The sequence below is a fragment of the Wenyingzhuangia heitensis genome (assembly GCF_011762155.1).
Lineage (GTDB): Bacteria > Bacteroidota > Bacteroidia > Flavobacteriales > Flavobacteriaceae > Wenyingzhuangia > Wenyingzhuangia heitensis.
Genome location: NZ_JAASQL010000001.1, coordinates 1,820,225 through 1,837,430 on the forward strand (window position 1 = coordinate 1,820,225; position 17,206 = coordinate 1,837,430).

17 protein-coding genes are annotated in these 17,206 nt (G+C 31.8%); 9 read left to right on the forward strand and 8 right to left on the reverse strand.

Annotated features, from left to right (window positions below; translation table 11 throughout):
- Position 1 precedes the first annotated feature (1 nt).
- The 7 genes from FHR24_RS07635 (at position 2) to FHR24_RS07665 (ending at position 6,780) form a co-directional block, all read left to right on the forward strand.
- Positions 2 to 1,111: a hypothetical protein gene (locus tag FHR24_RS07635; RefSeq protein WP_167186253.1), complete on the forward strand. Its 1,110-nt coding sequence runs from the start codon at positions 2 to 4 to the stop codon at positions 1,109 to 1,111.
- A 1-nt stretch (position 1,112) separates the two neighbouring features.
- Positions 1,113 to 2,780, forward strand: coding sequence for a hypothetical protein (locus FHR24_RS07640; protein ID WP_167181989.1), 1,668 nt, complete (start codon positions 1,113 to 1,115; stop codon positions 2,778 to 2,780).
- Positions 2,781 to 2,782: 2 nt separating this feature from the next.
- Positions 2,783 to 3,412 carry a DUF2400 domain-containing protein gene (locus FHR24_RS07645; protein ID WP_167186256.1) on the forward strand — a complete coding sequence of 210 codons (630 nt, stop codon included), beginning with the start codon at positions 2,783 to 2,785 and terminating at the stop codon, positions 3,410 to 3,412.
- 2 nt (positions 3,413 to 3,414) lie between these two features.
- On the forward strand, positions 3,415 to 3,927 hold the full coding sequence (locus FHR24_RS07650; protein WP_167186259.1) for a hypothetical protein: 513 nt from the start codon (positions 3,415 to 3,417) through the stop codon (positions 3,925 to 3,927).
- Between the two features lie 157 nt (positions 3,928 to 4,084).
- Positions 4,085 to 4,720: a thymidylate synthase gene (locus tag FHR24_RS07655; protein ID WP_167186262.1), complete on the forward strand. Its 636-nt coding sequence runs from the start codon at positions 4,085 to 4,087 to the stop codon at positions 4,718 to 4,720.
- A gap of 178 nt (positions 4,721 to 4,898) precedes the next feature.
- Complete coding sequence (locus tag FHR24_RS07660; protein WP_167186265.1) at positions 4,899 to 5,783, forward strand: LysR family transcriptional regulator; 885 nt, start codon at positions 4,899 to 4,901, stop codon at positions 5,781 to 5,783.
- Between the two features lie 76 nt (positions 5,784 to 5,859).
- A complete protein-coding gene (locus tag FHR24_RS07665) occupies positions 5,860 to 6,780 on the forward strand; it encodes a YeiH family protein (protein WP_167186268.1) in 921 nt (306 codons plus the stop codon).
- Between the two features lie 37 nt (positions 6,781 to 6,817).
- Here FHR24_RS07665 and FHR24_RS07670 read toward each other — a convergent pair whose 3' ends face one another.
- The 4 genes from FHR24_RS07670 to FHR24_RS07685 are packed head-to-tail and all read right to left on the reverse strand — an operon-like array spanning position 6,818 to position 8,779.
- Complete coding sequence (locus FHR24_RS07670; RefSeq protein WP_167186271.1) at positions 6,818 to 7,795, reverse strand: permease; 978 nt, start codon at positions 7,793 to 7,795, stop codon at positions 6,818 to 6,820.
- The gene (locus tag FHR24_RS07675) at positions 7,788 to 8,195 is read right to left on the reverse strand and encodes an OsmC family protein (RefSeq protein ID WP_167186274.1); all 408 of its coding nucleotides are present in this window, start codon (positions 8,193 to 8,195) and stop codon (positions 7,788 to 7,790) included. Before FHR24_RS07675 ends, FHR24_RS07670 begins: the two co-directional genes overlap by 8 nt.
- A 5-nt stretch (positions 8,196 to 8,200) precedes the next feature.
- Positions 8,201 to 8,437: a thioredoxin family protein gene (locus tag FHR24_RS07680; RefSeq protein WP_167186277.1), complete on the reverse strand. Its 237-nt coding sequence runs from the start codon at positions 8,435 to 8,437 to the stop codon at positions 8,201 to 8,203.
- A gap of 48 nt (positions 8,438 to 8,485) precedes the next feature.
- Positions 8,486 to 8,779, reverse strand: coding sequence for an ArsR/SmtB family transcription factor (locus FHR24_RS07685; RefSeq protein WP_167186280.1), 294 nt, complete (start codon positions 8,777 to 8,779; stop codon positions 8,486 to 8,488).
- A 287-nt stretch (positions 8,780 to 9,066) separates the two neighbouring features.
- Between FHR24_RS07685 and FHR24_RS07690 the strand changes: the two genes are divergently transcribed.
- A complete protein-coding gene (locus FHR24_RS07690; protein ID WP_208412301.1) occupies positions 9,067 to 10,371 on the forward strand; it encodes an APC family permease in 1,305 nt (434 codons plus the stop codon).
- A gap of 87 nt (positions 10,372 to 10,458) precedes the next feature.
- Here the strand turns inward: FHR24_RS07690 and FHR24_RS07695 are convergent, their stop codons facing one another.
- The 4 genes from FHR24_RS07695 to FHR24_RS07710 all read right to left on the reverse strand — a co-directional run bounded on the left by FHR24_RS07695 (position 10,459) and on the right by FHR24_RS07710 (position 14,410).
- Positions 10,459 to 10,755, reverse strand: coding sequence for a hypothetical protein (locus tag FHR24_RS07695; protein WP_167186283.1), 297 nt, complete (start codon positions 10,753 to 10,755; stop codon positions 10,459 to 10,461).
- Between the two features lie 59 nt (positions 10,756 to 10,814).
- A complete protein-coding gene (cydB, locus tag FHR24_RS07700) occupies positions 10,815 to 11,888 on the reverse strand; it encodes a cytochrome d ubiquinol oxidase subunit II (RefSeq protein ID WP_167186286.1) in 1,074 nt (357 codons plus the stop codon).
- 3 nt (positions 11,889 to 11,891) lie between these two features.
- A complete protein-coding gene (locus tag FHR24_RS07705) occupies positions 11,892 to 13,223 on the reverse strand; it encodes a cytochrome ubiquinol oxidase subunit I (RefSeq protein WP_167186288.1) in 1,332 nt (443 codons plus the stop codon).
- Positions 13,224 to 13,378: 155 nt separating this feature from the next.
- A complete protein-coding gene (locus FHR24_RS07710; protein WP_167186290.1) occupies positions 13,379 to 14,410 on the reverse strand; it encodes a LacI family DNA-binding transcriptional regulator in 1,032 nt (343 codons plus the stop codon).
- Between the two features lie 132 nt (positions 14,411 to 14,542).
- On the opposite strand from FHR24_RS07710, the gene FHR24_RS07715 reads away from it, so the two are divergent.
- Entirely contained in the window at positions 14,543 to 17,194 is a 2,652-nt protein-coding gene (locus tag FHR24_RS07715; protein WP_167186292.1) for a TonB-dependent receptor, read from the forward strand.
- Positions 17,195 to 17,206 lie beyond the last annotated feature (12 nt).

Below are 17,206 nucleotides of genomic sequence, written 5' to 3' on the forward strand. Positions count from 1 at the left end.
AATGGCAAATTTAACCACAATTTTAAATTGGTTTAAAACAGGTTTAAAACCAACACAAAGCCAATTTGCACAATCTTTTTCGTCTTTTAGACATAAAGAAGATAAAGTGCCTGTTGCTGAAGTAGAAGGTATTGATAACCTTCTTAGTTCTAAAGCTGATGCTGAAGCTTTTCAAAACCATATTGAAGATGAAGAATTACATGGAGGTGCTACGGGTAAATACACCACCACCATTGCCGATGGCGTAGCAACAGCAGAACCATGGGGAGCCATTCCTGCGGGAACTGACGTTGCTACTTTAAAAGACAGAGAAATAAGTTCCTTAATAGATCAAGCATTATTTCCAACAGTATTGGCCTATATAAGTTCAAATAGAAGCTTAGCAGTTAACAACATGGACACCGCTACAAAAGAAGTTGGTACGAGTTATACTGATACTTTAGTTGATGTTATTTTTTCTCCAGGACAAATTAAAAACGGAGACGGATCTACTGCAGGAAATTTAACAGGAAACTTAAATAGAGTTGTTGTAAAAGCTCCTGATAATAGCACGGTGATTGATGACAATGCTCCAGGATCTAACAGCGTTCAAAAATCTATCCCTTCCTATAAATTAGAAGTAGGAAATAATGTGTTTACTTTTGAAGCCTACAACGCAGCAGGAACTACAACATATACCGACAACAAAGGAGGAACTGCAACCGTAGAAAGTATTGAAACTGCTAAAGCCATTGCAACGGCTATAACAGTTACTAAAACAATTGCTACAAGATACTACTACTTTGTGTATTTAGGAGCTAGAGATTCTCATCCAACAACATCATCAGGAATACGAGCATTATCTAATAAGAATTTTTTAAGTGCTAGCAATACTGCTAGTTTTTCTTTAGCAGTTCCTGCTAATACTTCTGAAGTAGTTATTTATACAAAGTCAGGAAAGGTAGTAAGCGCTAATAATCCTGCTACAAACGAGAATTTAACAGTTACACAATTACAATTTACAGAAGTAAATGATGCTGGTGGAGATGCCGTACAATACACTAGAAATGTAATTGATTTAGGATTAAACGGATTTTCAAGCATTGCAACTTTTAATATAACAATTGGATAATATGGCCACATTTGATTTAACAAAACCCGTAAAAAATAACCTTAGAGGAGATGACACCGCTAAGTTTCGTATGGCTAATGATGCTGCACGTGATGCTTTAATTACTGGAGACTTAATTAAACTTGGTCACATTATTTATCATGAAGCAGATGGTAAACATTATAAACTAAAAACTTATCCAACTTTTGGAATCCTTACAGGTGTTGTTTGGGACGAGCTTGGCGGTTCTCCATTAAACAACACTCTAACTTCTGACAGTACAACAGAAGCACTAACTGCAGCACAGGGAAAGGCATTAAAAACTTTGGTTGATAGTAAACAAGCCAAAACAACCACAGCTATTGCTACTGGAGGTATAGATTTAAACAATACATATAATAATAAAATAGTAACTATTGATTTGGCTACAGACTTTGTAACCATTAATGAGACTAATATTACAGATGCTGTTTTTCAAGTACAAATAACTACAAAAGCTATTGGAGCAGAAGTTCGTTTTACAGGCGATTCTGCCAATTTAGAGTACAATTCTTTAACCGATAATAAAATTGTATTTACTGATAGAAATATGTCAGTTTTTGTTTTTAAAAATGATAATGGTAAATTCTGTTGGCGTGTAGTTGGTAGTACATTGCCAGTACAAATTACAAGTGAGAATATTATAGATATTGTAACAAACGCTGGTTTTAGTTCTTATCCAAAGCCATATTTTAATAATTTATATCCCTTGTCTATACCCCCAACGCAAAGTAGGACTATTACAATAAATGGGGCATTTTTTAAGGAGCCAGTTGAAAATATGTTGGCTCGTTTTATTAGATATTCAGAAGAACCTTTATTAGACGTAAATGGACTACCAATACATGATGAAACTAAAGTAATTAGAGAGCTTCAAGTAAACTCTTTAACTTTTGTGAACGATAGTGTTATGGAAGTAAACGTAACAGGAGTTAATATTCATGACACAGCAACAAATGGAACAGGTGCCTTTGAATTAGACGGAACAACTGAAATAAATAACGTGTATTGGTTATTTCTTCATAACGGTGCTACTAGAATTTTTAAGAATGAATTTACTGTTAGCTCGGGAGATATTTATATACCAAGAGCTGGTTTGACTACTGATATTCCTGAGGGTGATTGGTCAGATGTCACAGGAGTTGTAGATATCACAGAGGGTGGTAGCGTTAGGTTAATTTCTTCGGAGTCTACAGGAACTGCATCTATTAAAGAAGATGGTATAGCTCTACCTATGGATAAAGATTGGTCTGTAAAATGGAGTATTGATATTTCACAATTTAGAAATGTTATAGGAGGTTACTCTGATCTCCGTGGAATGTGTCTTCAAATATGCCGAGATTCAGATGATGTACCTGTAATGGGGATGGTTTGGCTAAAGAATAATACTGAAGATAAGTTTTATTTTACCGAAGGAACTACTGGTGTAGTAGGAGGAATACAATCACCCTCTTCTCCTACAGATCAAGATAACGCATACCCCTTATTGACATCAAGGGTATTTGAATATAGGAGAGATAATGGAGTCTTTCAATTTAAGTATGGCGGTTACTTACTACAAGCTGCTAACCAATCTAATGTTCAAAAGTACATTAAAGCAATCTCTACTAAAGTTGATTTAGTTAATATTAGTGTAACAATAAAAGATTAAGTATGAAGACATATTTAGAAAAAATTATATCGGAAAAAGCAAATTGGCTATTAAATATATATCCAAATGTAGAATCTATCCCATTTGATCAATTAGGTTTTTTAATGGAGCATGAGCCTTATATTAACCCTAAAGGAGTTAAGGAGTATAAAAGAAGAACATTTAAAAATAAAGAGGTAGTTACCATATTTTACCAAAAACACTATGCAACCTACAAAGAGGTTGAAAATGTTTTTATAGGAACTAGTAAAAAACTTATCTATTACGCTGAAGACGGAACACCTGTAAAGCAAAAACCTACGGATTTCTACAAGCATGATGTAGAACCTGTACATAATGATGTTCATGAAGTAGTAAACTATGTATCCAGAGCATCAGAGGAATTTTTAAAAAATGAAAGGTCTAATGCAGAAAGTAAAATGAAGGCTTCAAATCCCATTATGTACGCTAAGTTTTACACAGCCTATAAATCTTTAATAGAGGATTGGAAAGCCACAGGAGATGCTACAGCATTAATTAGTGCAATAGATAATGAAACTGATCCCGACCTACTAGATGATGTATTAAATAAAATTGTAGAGGGCACAGTAGATACAACCGTAGGCAATTATATTAAGTATGTAATAAGTTAGTTATGTTCTGGAGTAAAAACAATTTTTTCAAACAGCAAAAAGCCGATGTAAATGAAGCTGGACGTTTACAACGTTTAGCTCACAAACGCAAGGTTGTAAAACGTCTTTTAGAAATTAAAAAGTTTCATGAATTTGAAATAGATTATTTCTTAGAAGCCTACGATTATATGGTAGAAAACAAAAATGTATTTGATGGTGCTACCATTGTAAAAGATGCTGATGATATTCCAAAACTAGAAATATCTGCCATGCTGCATGATTATCAATATGTTGCTTTACTTCCAAAATTTAAAGGTTCAATATGGTTTAAAATGAAAAATAAATTTGACAAAGAATACAGAGAGAATCTAATCAGATTTGGCAACATGCCCCAGTTGGAAATAAATAAAAAAGTAAACCTAAAAATATTTCAAATTCGTTTTTCATTCTACGTTAATTCAGAGCAAAGAATTAAAAACAGATATAATTTACTAAGAATTTCAACACCATTTTATTGGTTGATAAAGCTTTTTTAAAAATAAACTGGAGTGAATAAAAGTCCTCCAGCTGTAAATAAAAAGTTCCTACGCTTATATAAACACAGAGCCCACAGGCTGCTGGAGGACGAAAGTCTTCGAGTGCTTGTGGGCTTTTATGTATTAAACGTAGGAATAACAAATATAAACTTAAAATATGAATAAATATCATAAACTACTTAGTGAAATTGTGACTAAAGGAGAGTTGCAAACAAATAAAAAAGGTGCAATAAAGTATATTTTAAATCAAACATTAGAACTTCAAAAAGGAGATTTGTTGGAGGTGTTTGAAGATCATGCAATAGCTAGGAATAAATTAAAACAAGAACTTGATTTGTTTACACTTGGTGTTGAGCGAGTTGAGGAATACAACGAAGCTGGTATAAGTTGGTGGAATTACTGCGGTGAAAGGCTTAAAAATTCATATCCAAAGTATTTTGAAAAACTCCCAGAGCTGATTGATAAAATAAATGAGGAATTAAGAAGTTCTAAGAATTACGTTTTGTTCCTAGGCGAAAATGGAGTAGAAACTAATCAGCAACCATGTGTAAGTTTGATACAGTTTCAAATAAACAACGGAGAACTATCTATTACTGCTTATTTGCGTAGTTCTGATGCTAGTCTAGGGTTACCATCAGATATTTATCATTTATGGCTTATAAGTCGTAAAATAGGCTTGCCGTTAAACAACATAACGTTGATGTTGGCTAATGTACACATATATGAGAATAATCTAACTAATACAAAGAGGCTTCTAAGAGGAGATAGTGTTAGATTCAGTCTGAATGTTTAAGTTTATTTTAAACTGCTTTAAAAGACTGTTTAAAGCAGTTTAAAATAGATTGTTATCTTTGGAAAAAATGCACGTTTTGATTTGAAAATTTGTACTTTTTGATTTTTCGATTATAATATTTGAAAATTAGAAATTTTAACATAAACTTTGCTATTGAGAATTTGTTCTAAACATACTTATGAAAACTAAATTACATATATTTAAAGTTGTTGCTCAAAATTTAAGCTTTACCAAAGCTGCTGAACAACTATATCTTTCACAACCAGCCATTTCAAAAGCAATTAAAAACTTAGAACAAGAATATAAAACAACATTATTTATAAGAAGAAGGAACTCTATTGAGATGACACCGGAAGGGAAATCATTTCTTTTGTATACAAATAGAATATTAGCAGTTTATTCTGAAATGGATGAAAAATTTTTATATAAAAAAGATCACTTTCCTCAGTTGATAAGTTTTGGAGTAAGTACAACTCTTTCCAACTACACAATTCCTAAAATAATTGCAAAATTTAGAACGCAGTTTCCTCAAACAAAGTTTAAGATTGTCAGTAATAATTCTGAAGTTATTGAAAACTTAATTTTGAATGAAGATATTGATTTTGGTATAACTGAAGGAAGTACTTCCAACCCCAGATTACAATTTGAAAAATTTACTAAAGATGAAATTGTTTTAGTTACCAATAGCCAGAATAATACTTTCCCAAAAGGAAATATTGATATAAATACATTACAAAAAATTCCAATGATAGAACGTGAAATAGGTTCTGGAACTAAAGAAATTATTGATAATTTTTTATCAGCTAATAACATAAAAAAACTAAACTGTGTAGTCTCTTTTAACAGTACGGAAGCTATTAAAAGTTATTTATACAATTCAGATCATTACGCTTTACTTTCTATAAACGCTATTACTGATGATTTAATGAATAACAAACTTAAAATAATAGACATTAAAGATTTAAGCATTGAAAGGTGGTTTTATTTTGTAAAAAGAACAGGATACCTTTCTAGCACTTATGATTATTTTAAAAAATTCATCAAAAACAATCATAACTTTTAGTTATATAGACTAACTATATAATTTGCATATAGATTATTAAGTTGATTTACTTTTATATCAAATAACAATTCAGGATATGAAAGTTTTTTTTGCAAAAACCATTTACCTTTTTATAGTTTTAATTACTTTTTTAGGATTTATTAGTAGTCCTACAGCATTAATAATAGGTTTTGTTTACACACTACTTTTTAAAAACCCATTTAAGGTTTATAGTTATAAAGCAATTCATTTATTTTTAAAAATTTCGGTAGTTGGGTTAGGCTTTGGTATGTATTTAAAACAAACTATAGAAACGAGTAAACAAGGACTAAGCATTACCATTTATTCAATTATACTAACCGTATTATTAGGTATATCACTTTCCAAAATTTTAAAACTAAATTTAAAATTAGGATATCTTATTACCTCTGGAACTGCAATTTGTGGAGGAAGTGCCATTGCAGCAATTTCTCCTATTATTAAAGCCAAGAGTAAAACGATTAGTATTGCCTTAGGAATTGTATTTTTATTAAACTCTATTGCTTTATTTCTATTTCCTGTTATTGGACATGTTCTAAATTTAACGCAACAACAATTTGGTTTGTGGTGTGCTATTGCAATACACGATACAAGTTCTGTATTTGGAGCTGCATTAGGTTATGGAGAAGAAGCTCTACGAATAGCTACAATAGTAAAACTATCTAGAACTTTGTGGATTATTCCTTTATCTATTTTTTCAATGTTTTTCTTTAAATCAAAAGGCGAAAAAATAAAAATCCCATATTTTATTGTTTTTTTTATAATCGCTATTATTATAAATAGCTACCATATTTTACCCAATCCGACCACACATTTTATTGTTTTAATATCTAAAAGATTATTAATACTAACCTTATTTATTGTAGGTTCTTCTATTTCTATAACAGATTTAAAATCTACAGGGTTAAAACCCATACTATTAGCCGTGATTCTATGGGGTTTTATTTCTGTATTCTCTTTGGCTTTTATTTTAAACTAAAACCTTAAAAATCATTAATTTGATTTTTTTAAAAGAGTTACAACAACACATTAAACAAATATCCAGAGGCTATAATACATAAGGTAACCACACCAAAAAAGATGGCAATTAGTTTTAGAGTCATTACTTTTTTTAACAACATGGCTTCGGGCAAAGACAAGCCTACAACACCCATCATAAAAGCAATGGCAGTTCCTAACGGAATTCCTTTGGCAACTAATACTTGTACCACAGGTAAAATTCCGGAAGCGTTAGAATACATAGGCACAGCTAAAATGGTAGCAATGGGTACAGCAAACCAATTGTTTTTGTTCATATAAGTTTCAAAAAAACCTTCGGGAATGTAACCATGCATCAACCCACCAATGGCAATTCCTACAAGTACATATGGCACAATTCCTTTTAGTATATTAAGAACTTCTTTCCATATAATAGGCAAACGTTGTTGCAGTGTTTGTTTTTCGGCAATAAAAATATCTTGTTCTTTTTGTGCATTTTTTAGTACGTTTTTTACCCAAGGAGTTAAATAGGTTTCTAGGTTTAATTTTTGCAGAATTATTCCCGAAATGGTTCCTAATAAAATACCACTAATCACATAAATAATAGTGGTTTTAATACCAAACAAACCTATAAAAAGTCCAATAGCAACTTCGTTTACCAAGGGAGATGTAATTAAAAAAGCAAAAGTTACTCCTAAGGGAATTCCACCTCTTACAAAACCAATAAACAAGGGAACAGACGAGCAAGAGCAGAACGGAGTAACGACTCCAAAAAGACTTGCCATAAGATATTCTAAACCGTATAATTTATGGTTAGAAAGATAGTTTTTAACCTTATCTATAGGAAAATAACTGTTTACAATTCCCATAATAAAAATAACCACCAACAAAAGGATTAAAATTTTTACGGTGTCATAAATAAAAAAGTTGAGTGCTTCTGATAAGTGCAATCCTTGGGTCATGTTTAACAAATCATAAACAATCCAATTGGCCATATGTTGAATCCAGTCAAACATCTTTATGTGTTTTAATAGTTCCTAAAATAGAACAAGATTGTTTTACGGTATTATAGATGGTTCCAAACTTTACAATGTTCTTTTTTAACAAATCTAGATTTAAGGTATCATCTTGGGTATAAATAATTAGCGTATAAATAATATCATCCATCCTAGAGGGTTTTTCTAAACGGGTGGCTGTTACCTCTATAGTTGCTTTGGTATAGCTAAACTTCATTAGCTCAGAAAAACGTTCTACATTTTTTAAAACACAAGCTGCAAAAGAACTTAAAAAAAGTTTTGCAGGGTTGGGCAATGTATGGGCTGTTTGTGCTGTGGTTCCAAAATTTAGGCTAGACTTTTTAAAATAAATTTGTGCATCTTGATTAAAAAGTGAAGCTGCTTTTACTTGATAATTCATTATTTTTATTTTAAAAGTGTCAATACTTCATCTTTTGTAGGAATTCTCCCTTTAATGGTAATTACATCATCTATAACTAGAGCAGGAGTACTCATTACATTGTATTCCATAATTTCCATAAGGTCTTCAATTTTATCAATAGTTGCCTCTATATTATTTTCATCAACAACCTCTTTTACAACTTTTGTCATAGATTGACATTTTGCACAACCCGTTCCTAAAATTTTAATTGCTTTGCTCATACTATTTAATTTTTATTGTGTAAATAATTGATTTTATGTGTTTAAAAATCAATCAAAAAATTGCTGAAACAGTTCTTTTGCTATCTTCCAGTTTTTTTGATGGATACAATATTTTGTCTTGGGAGGTTTTAATTCACCTTGAATCAATCCTGCTTTTTTTAATTCTTTTAAATGTTGAGAAATGGTAGATTGTGCCAACGGAAAAACAATAACCAAATCGCCGGTAAAACAAGAACTCTGCTTTTCTAAATAGTTTAAAATAGCAATACGTGTTGGGTGTGCCAATGCCTTTGCATAAGCTGCCAGCTGAAGGTCTTTTTTAGATGTTGAGGCTCTTTCCATATCCCTATCGTAAAATTACGATGAGCATGGTGGTTTTTCTATGATATTTATCACGTATAGACGTAGTATCTAGTTTTTAAATAAATATTTTAGAGGACAATCCACTTGGTAAAACATCAAATAACAGTTATGCTATAAACTAGAAGTTTTTTGTATTAAACAGTCTTCTTTATAGAAAGATGAATACTAAAAAATTTTAAAAACAAAATCTCAATTATTTAGAACAGAGTTTTTTTATTTTACCTTTAGTTGTATATAGTTTATCTAAATTTATAACTACACTTTTAATGAAAACGAAAGAAAATATAAGTGATAAAATAGGATTAAAAGAAGCTATTTCTATAGGGATTGGTGGGATGGTAGGAGGTGGTATTTTTGCCGTTCTTGGTTTGGCTGTGGCTTTGGCAAAAGGTGGGACTCCCATGTCTTTTTTAATAGCAGGAATTATAGCTTTGATAACATCATACAGTTACGTAAAATTATCTCTTAGGTATCCAGATAGAGGAGGAACGGTAAAGTTTATCAATCAAGGATTTGGAGTAGGAGTTTTTAGTGGAGGAATAAACAACCTACTTTGGATTAGTTATATTATTATGTTGGCTTTGTATGCATCGGCCTTTGGTTCTTATACTCCTAATTTGTTTCAGTTAACCAACAACTCTACTTTAGATGCTCATTTGTACGCTTCGGGAATTATTGTTTTAGCAACGGCTATTAATTATTATAGCATTGCGGTGGTTGGAAAAATAGAATCGTATGCGGTAATTATAAAATTAGTGATTCTATTATCTTTTGTAGGGTTTGGTGTGTATGGTTTGTTTGGAAATCCACATTTAGAACAATTATCTTCAAAACATTGGGAATCCCCTTTTAAATTATTAACTGCCGGAATGGTTATTTTTGTAGCCTATGAGGGATTTGAGTTAATAGCCAATGCGGCTCCAGATATTGTCAACCCCAAAAAAAACATTCCCAAAGCTTATTATGGATCTGTAATTTTTGTAATATTTTTATATGTAATTATAGCGGCCATTACCGTTGGATCTTTAGATTTTAGTGTAATTGCAACGGCAGAAGATTATGTGCTAGCAGAAGCTGCCAAACCAATGTTAGGAAAGTTAGGTTTTACAATTATTACTATAGCGGCTTTAATTTCTACTTTTTCGGCCATTAATGCTTCTTTATATGGGGGGAGTAAAGTAAATTATGAAATTGCCGAAGATGATGAGCTTCCTAAAGAGTTTACGAGAAAGTTATGGAATCAACCAATTGGTTTGTTTATTACGGCTATTGCTACGTTGGTATTGGTAAATACATTAGAGTTAGAAAGTATATCAACCGCAGGTAGTGTAGGTTTTTTATTGATATTTGCTGTGGTTAATTTTACGGGCTTTAAACTATCTAAAGACATTAACGGAAAAAAGAGCATTCCACTTTTAGGAGCTATTTTTTGTTTTTTAGCGATGATTGCTTTACTCGTTCAACATTTTACAACAAGCAGGGGAGATGTATATATTGCTTTAGGCATTATTGTTTTTTGCTTTGTATTGGAATTTATTTATAAAAAAACAGAAGTTAAAAGTTCGTTATAAACGAGTTTAGTTCTTGTTTTAAAGTTTTTTTATTGACAGACAAGTAATAAAAAACTCCATCAGATGTTGATGGAGTTTTTTGTTTGTTTAACGTGGAATTTTTTTCTGAATATTAAAAACAATCCAAAGACCTAACATTCCAGATATGCAAGAAACAGATAGGTTTAACATCAGTAATAAATAATGAATTTTTGTAAGGCTTACTATATTGTTAGGTGCAAAGCCTAATCGGCCAAAAGATTTAAGAATAAAAATACTAACAAACACTCCTATAATACTGTTGGCTGTAAATCCTAAAGAATATTTGGGTTTTAGTTTACCAAAAACAACGGCTCCCAAAATTCCAAAGAGAATACTTAGTAAAGAAATAAGAGTTTCTGTCATTTTTTAAGTTTTGATTCGGTTTGTATTCAAGCCTTTTATGTGTTTGAGAAGTGAGCAATTTAATGTCCATATTCTCTATCATCAATCTTGCCTTTATTCAGTTTTTTCTGAATGATAAAGTAAGCTACAATTAAAATCCCTCCAATAATCATCCAAGGAATCGCAACAGACAATCCGTAGGTACTAGTCGCTGTATTATAAATAGTTAAATCTGGGTTTAAATTGTTGGTAGACGGTAATAAAACAGGAAACATAGTTGCCAGTGTAGAAGTAACTCCACCTGTAATAATTAAGCTAGAGAATATAAATCCGTGAACTTCTTTTTTTAGTTTTTTAATAAAGAACATCCCTATCAATCCTATAAAATATACAAGAGGAAAAACTAAAAATAAAGGATATTCTAAATAATTAGCCAAAGGATGAGGTTCTACAATATGCCATATACTTAAAGAAAAAACAGTTAATATAGCTAAGGCAATATTCAACCTAAAAATAACGGTTTTTAAATGGTTGTTAATGCTGGCATTGGTTTTTACAAGAATCCAATTGGCACCGTGTATGGCCAAAGTAACTACAGCTATAATACCAATAACAATAGTAAACCAATCAATAACACCAGGGTGTGTTGTAGATGGGCTAAAACTACTGTCCCATAAAGGCAAAAAGAAATAGTGAGGTTCGTAGGCAGACATTCCATATTCTACGCCTCCTAAATTTACACCTCTGGCAACGTTTCCTAGAGCAATTCCAAAAAACAATGCCAATAACAAACTAGAAACACCAAAAGCTTTGTCCCAAATAGTTTTCCATATAGAGTGATTGATCTGTGATCTTAACTCTAATCCTAAAGCTCTAAAAATAATTAACCACAACACAATAATTAAGGGCAAATAAAAGCCACTAAACACCGATGCATAAAAGGTAGGAAAAGCCATAAATAACAATCCACCAGCAGCTACTAACCAAACCTCGTTAGAGTCCCAAAACAATCCAGCAGCTTTAGATATTACTTCTTTGTCTTTGTCTGTTTTGGCAAAAAACAAATGAATAATTCCTGTACCAAAATCATAACCATCTAAAATAAAAAAGACCGTTAGTATAACTGCAATAATAATGTACCAAATAATTTCCATGATTTAGTGTTTTAAAGATTTAGGTCCGTGGTAAATTGTTTTCCCCACAAGAATTAAAAATAAAAGTCCTAGTAACATATACAAGGCAACAAAACCAAGCAATGTAAATAAAGTGTTTCCAGATGATACTGTTGGAGATATTCCATCTACCGTTTTTAACAAACCATATACTAAATAAGGTTGTCTACCCAATTCTGCCACATACCAACCGGTAATGTTTGCTATAAATGGAAAAGGAACTAAAAATAACAATGTCCACAACAAAGGTTTAAAGGTGTATAGTTTTTTACGATATAAAAAGACAACGGATAACATCATAATTCCAATAAAAATAGTACCCAAGCCTACCATAATATGATAGGAATAATACAAAGCAGGAATGTTGTCTGGTAATTCACTTTTTTTAAAGTGATCCATTCCAATAATTTGTTTGTTCCAATCTTGATAGGTTAAAAAACTTAATATATTTGGAACCGCTATTTTATTGTCTAACTTTTTTTCAACCATGTTTGGCTGCCCAATTAAAACAATTTCGGCACCTGCATGTTCTGTTTCAAAAATACCTTCCATAGCAGCAAAAGCAGCGGGTTGATATTTAGCTACGTTTTTCGCATTTAAATCTCCTGTAGGAAAAGCTACCAATAAACTAGCCACTAGTCCAAACACAATTCCTGTTTTTACAAATAGTTTTCCATGTTCCTCGTTCTTTTTTATCAGTAAATAAAAAGCACCAATACTAGCCACTACAAATGCAGAAGTAACTAAAGAAGCCATTTGATTGTGTAAAAAAGCGGGTAACAACCAAGGATTGCTAAATAGTTGAGAGAAATGAGTTAATACAAATTTTCCGTTTTCTAAAATTTCATAACCTACGGGGTGCTGCATCCAAGCATTGGTGGCTAAAATTAAATACCCACTTGCCCAAGAGCCTAAAAAGACAAAGAACCCTGTTAAGAAATGTAGTTTTTGACCCATAATTTTTTCACCAAAAATAAAGAGTGCTAAAAAAGACGATTCTAAAAAGAAAGAAAAGGTTCCTTCCATAGCTAAGGTTTGTCCTATAATTCCTCCCGTAAGCTCAGAGAATTTTGCCCAGTTGGTACCAAACTGAAATTCCATAGGAATACCCGTAATTACACCCATAGTAAAATTGATGGCAAAAATTTTCATGAAAAATTTAGCTGCATCGTTGTAAATTTCTTTGTTTGATTTTAAATAATATCCTTTAAAAAACAGGATAATTAAAGACAATCCCATAGTTAATTGTGGGAAAATGTAGTGGAATGTAATCGTAAATGCAAATTGCAATCGATCGTAAAAAATCATGTCTTCCATAGGGAGATAGATGTAAGCAAAAGTTAAAAAATAGTGAACTCAATTTTAGAAAAAAAATCAATTAGAATAAGGAATTTTTTTGCTAAAATTGTAGGTATAAATTTACGAGAATTACTTTGTTTATCTGTTACTTTTGATACATAAAAACCCTGTTTTTAATCATTTTTTATAGAGGATTCTCTTACTATTAAATTGGTTTTTATTTCTACAGTTTTATAATCCATATAGTTTTCTTTTGGATTGTCTATTTCATCAATTAAATAATTAATAGCGGTTTTTCCTACTTTGGAACCTGGCTGATCTACCGTAGTAAGGTTTGGATTTACTATTCTGGAAGCCAGAGAGTTGCTGAATCCTACAATGGCAATTTCTTCAGGAATTTTAATGTTGTTCTTTTTAAAAACTTGCATGGCACCCACTGCACAGTTGTCGGTAATACAAAACACAGCATCGGGTCTTTGTGGATTTTTTAAAACGGTTTCGGCCAATTTTCTTCCTTGTTCTAGCGGAATGTATTTAGAACTATATACTAGAGATTCATCAAAAGGCAAGTTGTTTGTTTTTAAAGCTCTTAAATAACCTTCATATCTTTTTAGAGAGTTAAAAGAGTCGTTGGTTTCTTTAAATATGGCAATTCTTTTACGACCTGTATCAATCAAATGTTTTACAGCATTAAAAGCAGCTTGTTCATCGTCTATAATTACTTGAGTACAAGGGACTTTTCTAGATACTTTGTCAAATAAAATTAAAGGCACCTGCTCTATGTATTTGATAATTTTGTCTACGTTATAGGTATCCCTAGTTAAGGATAGTAAAATTCCATCTACTCCCAAATGCAGCATGGTGTTTAACAATTCTATTTGTTTGTCATAACTATCTTTAGATCCTGTAATAATAACATGATATCCTTTTTTTTCCGCCTCTTCTAAAATAGCTTCTAATATAGTTGAGGAGTAATAATGAGTAAGATTTGGAACCACTACACCAATAAGATGTGTTCTATGTTTTCTAAAACCTTGTGCAAATATATTGGGAAAGTAATTTAACTCTTTGGCCTTTGCATGCACTAAAGCTATGGTTTCTTTGCTAATGTCTTTGTGGTTTTTTAAGGACCTAGAAACAGTAGATATAGATAGATTTAAAGCCTCTGCTATATGTTTTAAGGTAACGGTCTGTCTTTTCTTCATACAACAAATTTCTACAAATAAATAGATTACCGCAAACGTTTGCGGGTTAATTTTTGTAAATTATGTAAAATAAACTTGCTTTTAGTGATAATTTTGTAATAGAACAATTTAATAACTATAAATACGGAAATCATGAAAAAAATTATTTTTACAGTTTTGTGTACTATATTCTACCTAAACGGTAGTGCACAAACAAAGATTACGGGGACAGTAAAGGATGCAACGGGTTTTCCCATTCCTTTAGCAAATGTTAAAATTAAAGGAACCAATGCAGGAACTACTTCGGATTTAGATGGTAATTTCTTAATTATATCTAAAGAGTCAGGAGAAAAAACAATTGAAATTTCGAATATAGGAAACGATACGTTTACAAAAGTGATTGTTTTAAACGGAAAAGCAATTGTAATAAACGCTACATTAAAAGGAGGAGTTAGCAATTTAGAGGAAGTGGTACTAACAGCTTCTACTACGTTTAGATCTCAAAAAGAGGCACCCATGTCTATTAGTTCTGTTAAAGCAACAGAAATCACAAAATTATCGGCAAATAGCCAGGCAGATATTTTGCGTAGTGTACCCGGAATTACTGCCGAAGGTGGTGGTGGAGAGGTTGCTGCCAATGTATTTGTAAGAGGTTTGCCTTCTGGAGGACAGTATGTATTTAACCCTTTACAGTACGATGGAATGCCATTAATTAGTGCTTTTGGATTAAACTCTTCTGCGCATGATGTATATGCTAGAACAGATATTGGTTTTAAAGGAGTTGAATTTGTACGTGGAGGTTCTGCTATTTTATATGGAGCAGGTTCTGTAGCGGGTATTATTAACTATACAAGTAAAACAGGAGATACAGATCCAGGAAACATAGTAAATGTAGAATGGGCAAACGGAGGTAGAATTAAAACGGATTTTTATTCTGGAGGTAAATTAGGAGGAAAAGATTCTGATACTTACTATGCGTTAACAGGATTTGTAAGGTATGATGAAGGTCCTTTAGATGTTGGTTTGCCAACAAAAGGAGTGCAGTTAAGAGGTAATATTAAAAAGAAGTTTGACAAAGGTTCTTTTACCATGCACGGACAATTTATAGATGATAAAGTTCAATTTTATACAGGAGTTCCTTTAGATGGAGACTCTAGAGAAAGAATAGCAGGGAATGATGGAGAAGATGTAGAGCAATTATTATCTAGTCAATTAGCAAATACATCGTTTTTAACACCAAACGGTAACTATACAAGTCCTATTGGAGATGGAGTTGCAACAAAAGGGGGGTATTTCTTAGGAGATTTTAATTATAGGTTTGACAACGATTTAAAATTTAGAGCCAAAGCTAGATATGCTAAATATCAACACAGTTTTGCTTTATTAGGTGGTGCTGGAGATCCAACAAAATTAAGTGATTTGGTTAACAATATTGATGCTAACAACACGGGATATAGTGCGGTTTATCAAGGTGGTGGTAATATTGAAATAGATGGAAACACAAGAGTTGTAAGTAACAACTATACAGACAGAATTAGACCTATGACTGATTATTCTGGAGAAGCTTCTTTAACCAAAACAATAGAGTTAACTAATACAGAGCACAACATTACGGTAGGTACTTTCTTATCTAGAACAGAAGCAGAAGATATCAACTATCAATTTTCTTACTTATCAGAATTTAACAACGATCCTAGATTGGTAAACTTAAATTATACGGATGCTGGAGGAAATAACGTAATTTATTCTCAAGGAGGAATTTACAACAGAGCAGGACAAACTGCAAATAAGTATTTATCACAAAATAGATCTGCATTTTATATTTCTGATGAAATTGTAATGGATAAATGGAGATTTGATGTTGGATTTAGAGTAGAAAGTACAAATGGTGAGTTTATGGATGGAAATATTGTAGAGTCTACCGTATATACAGATCCTGAATTAACAAGTGAATTGGCAAACGTAAAGTCAGCAGATGGAACTTTTACAAAAGGAACAGTGAGCGCAACAGATTGGGCAGCTTCTTTTGCAGCATTATATAAATTAAATGATACGTTTAACTTATACGGAAACCTTTCTAAAGGATATTTCTTTCCACAGTTAAGAACCTTTACTCCAGTAGCGGGTATTCCAGAAACTAAATATGATGCTGAAAAAATTTATCAGTTTGAGTTAGGTACCAAAATTAGTACTAGTAAATTTAGTGGTGCAGTAGCTGTATATGCAGTGTTTTTAGAAGATAGAGTAAAACTTCTTCAAGAAATTGATGCAACAGGATTGTTAATAGATAATTCTAGAGAAACACAAAGCACTCAAACGTTTGGTATAGAGTTAAATGGAGATTTAGAAGTAGTTAAAAACTTACACTTAAGAGGTACAGCTACATTCCAAGATCATGAATTAACAGAAAACATCAGTGAAAATTTGGTAGACAACACAGTATCAAGAACCAACGAAGGAAATGAATTGGCAAGACAACCAAACTTTATAGGAAGCTTAGGGTTGCACTATGACAACAGTAAGTTTGATACTAGTTTTACAGTAAACCATACAGGAAGTAAGTTTAACCAAGATGTAAATGAAGTGGAGTTAGATCCAATTACAATTGCACGTGTGAACGCTGGATATACTTTTGATATAGAAGATGATAAAACATTAAGATTAGGAGCTTCAATATTCAATTTATTTGATAGTGATGGAGTTACAGAAGGAAACCCAAGAGGAGATTCAGTTTCTGGAACTTACTTTAAAGGTAGACCAATTTTACCAAGAAGATTCTTTGTAACGGCTTCATTCAACTTCTAAGAAGCATACAAA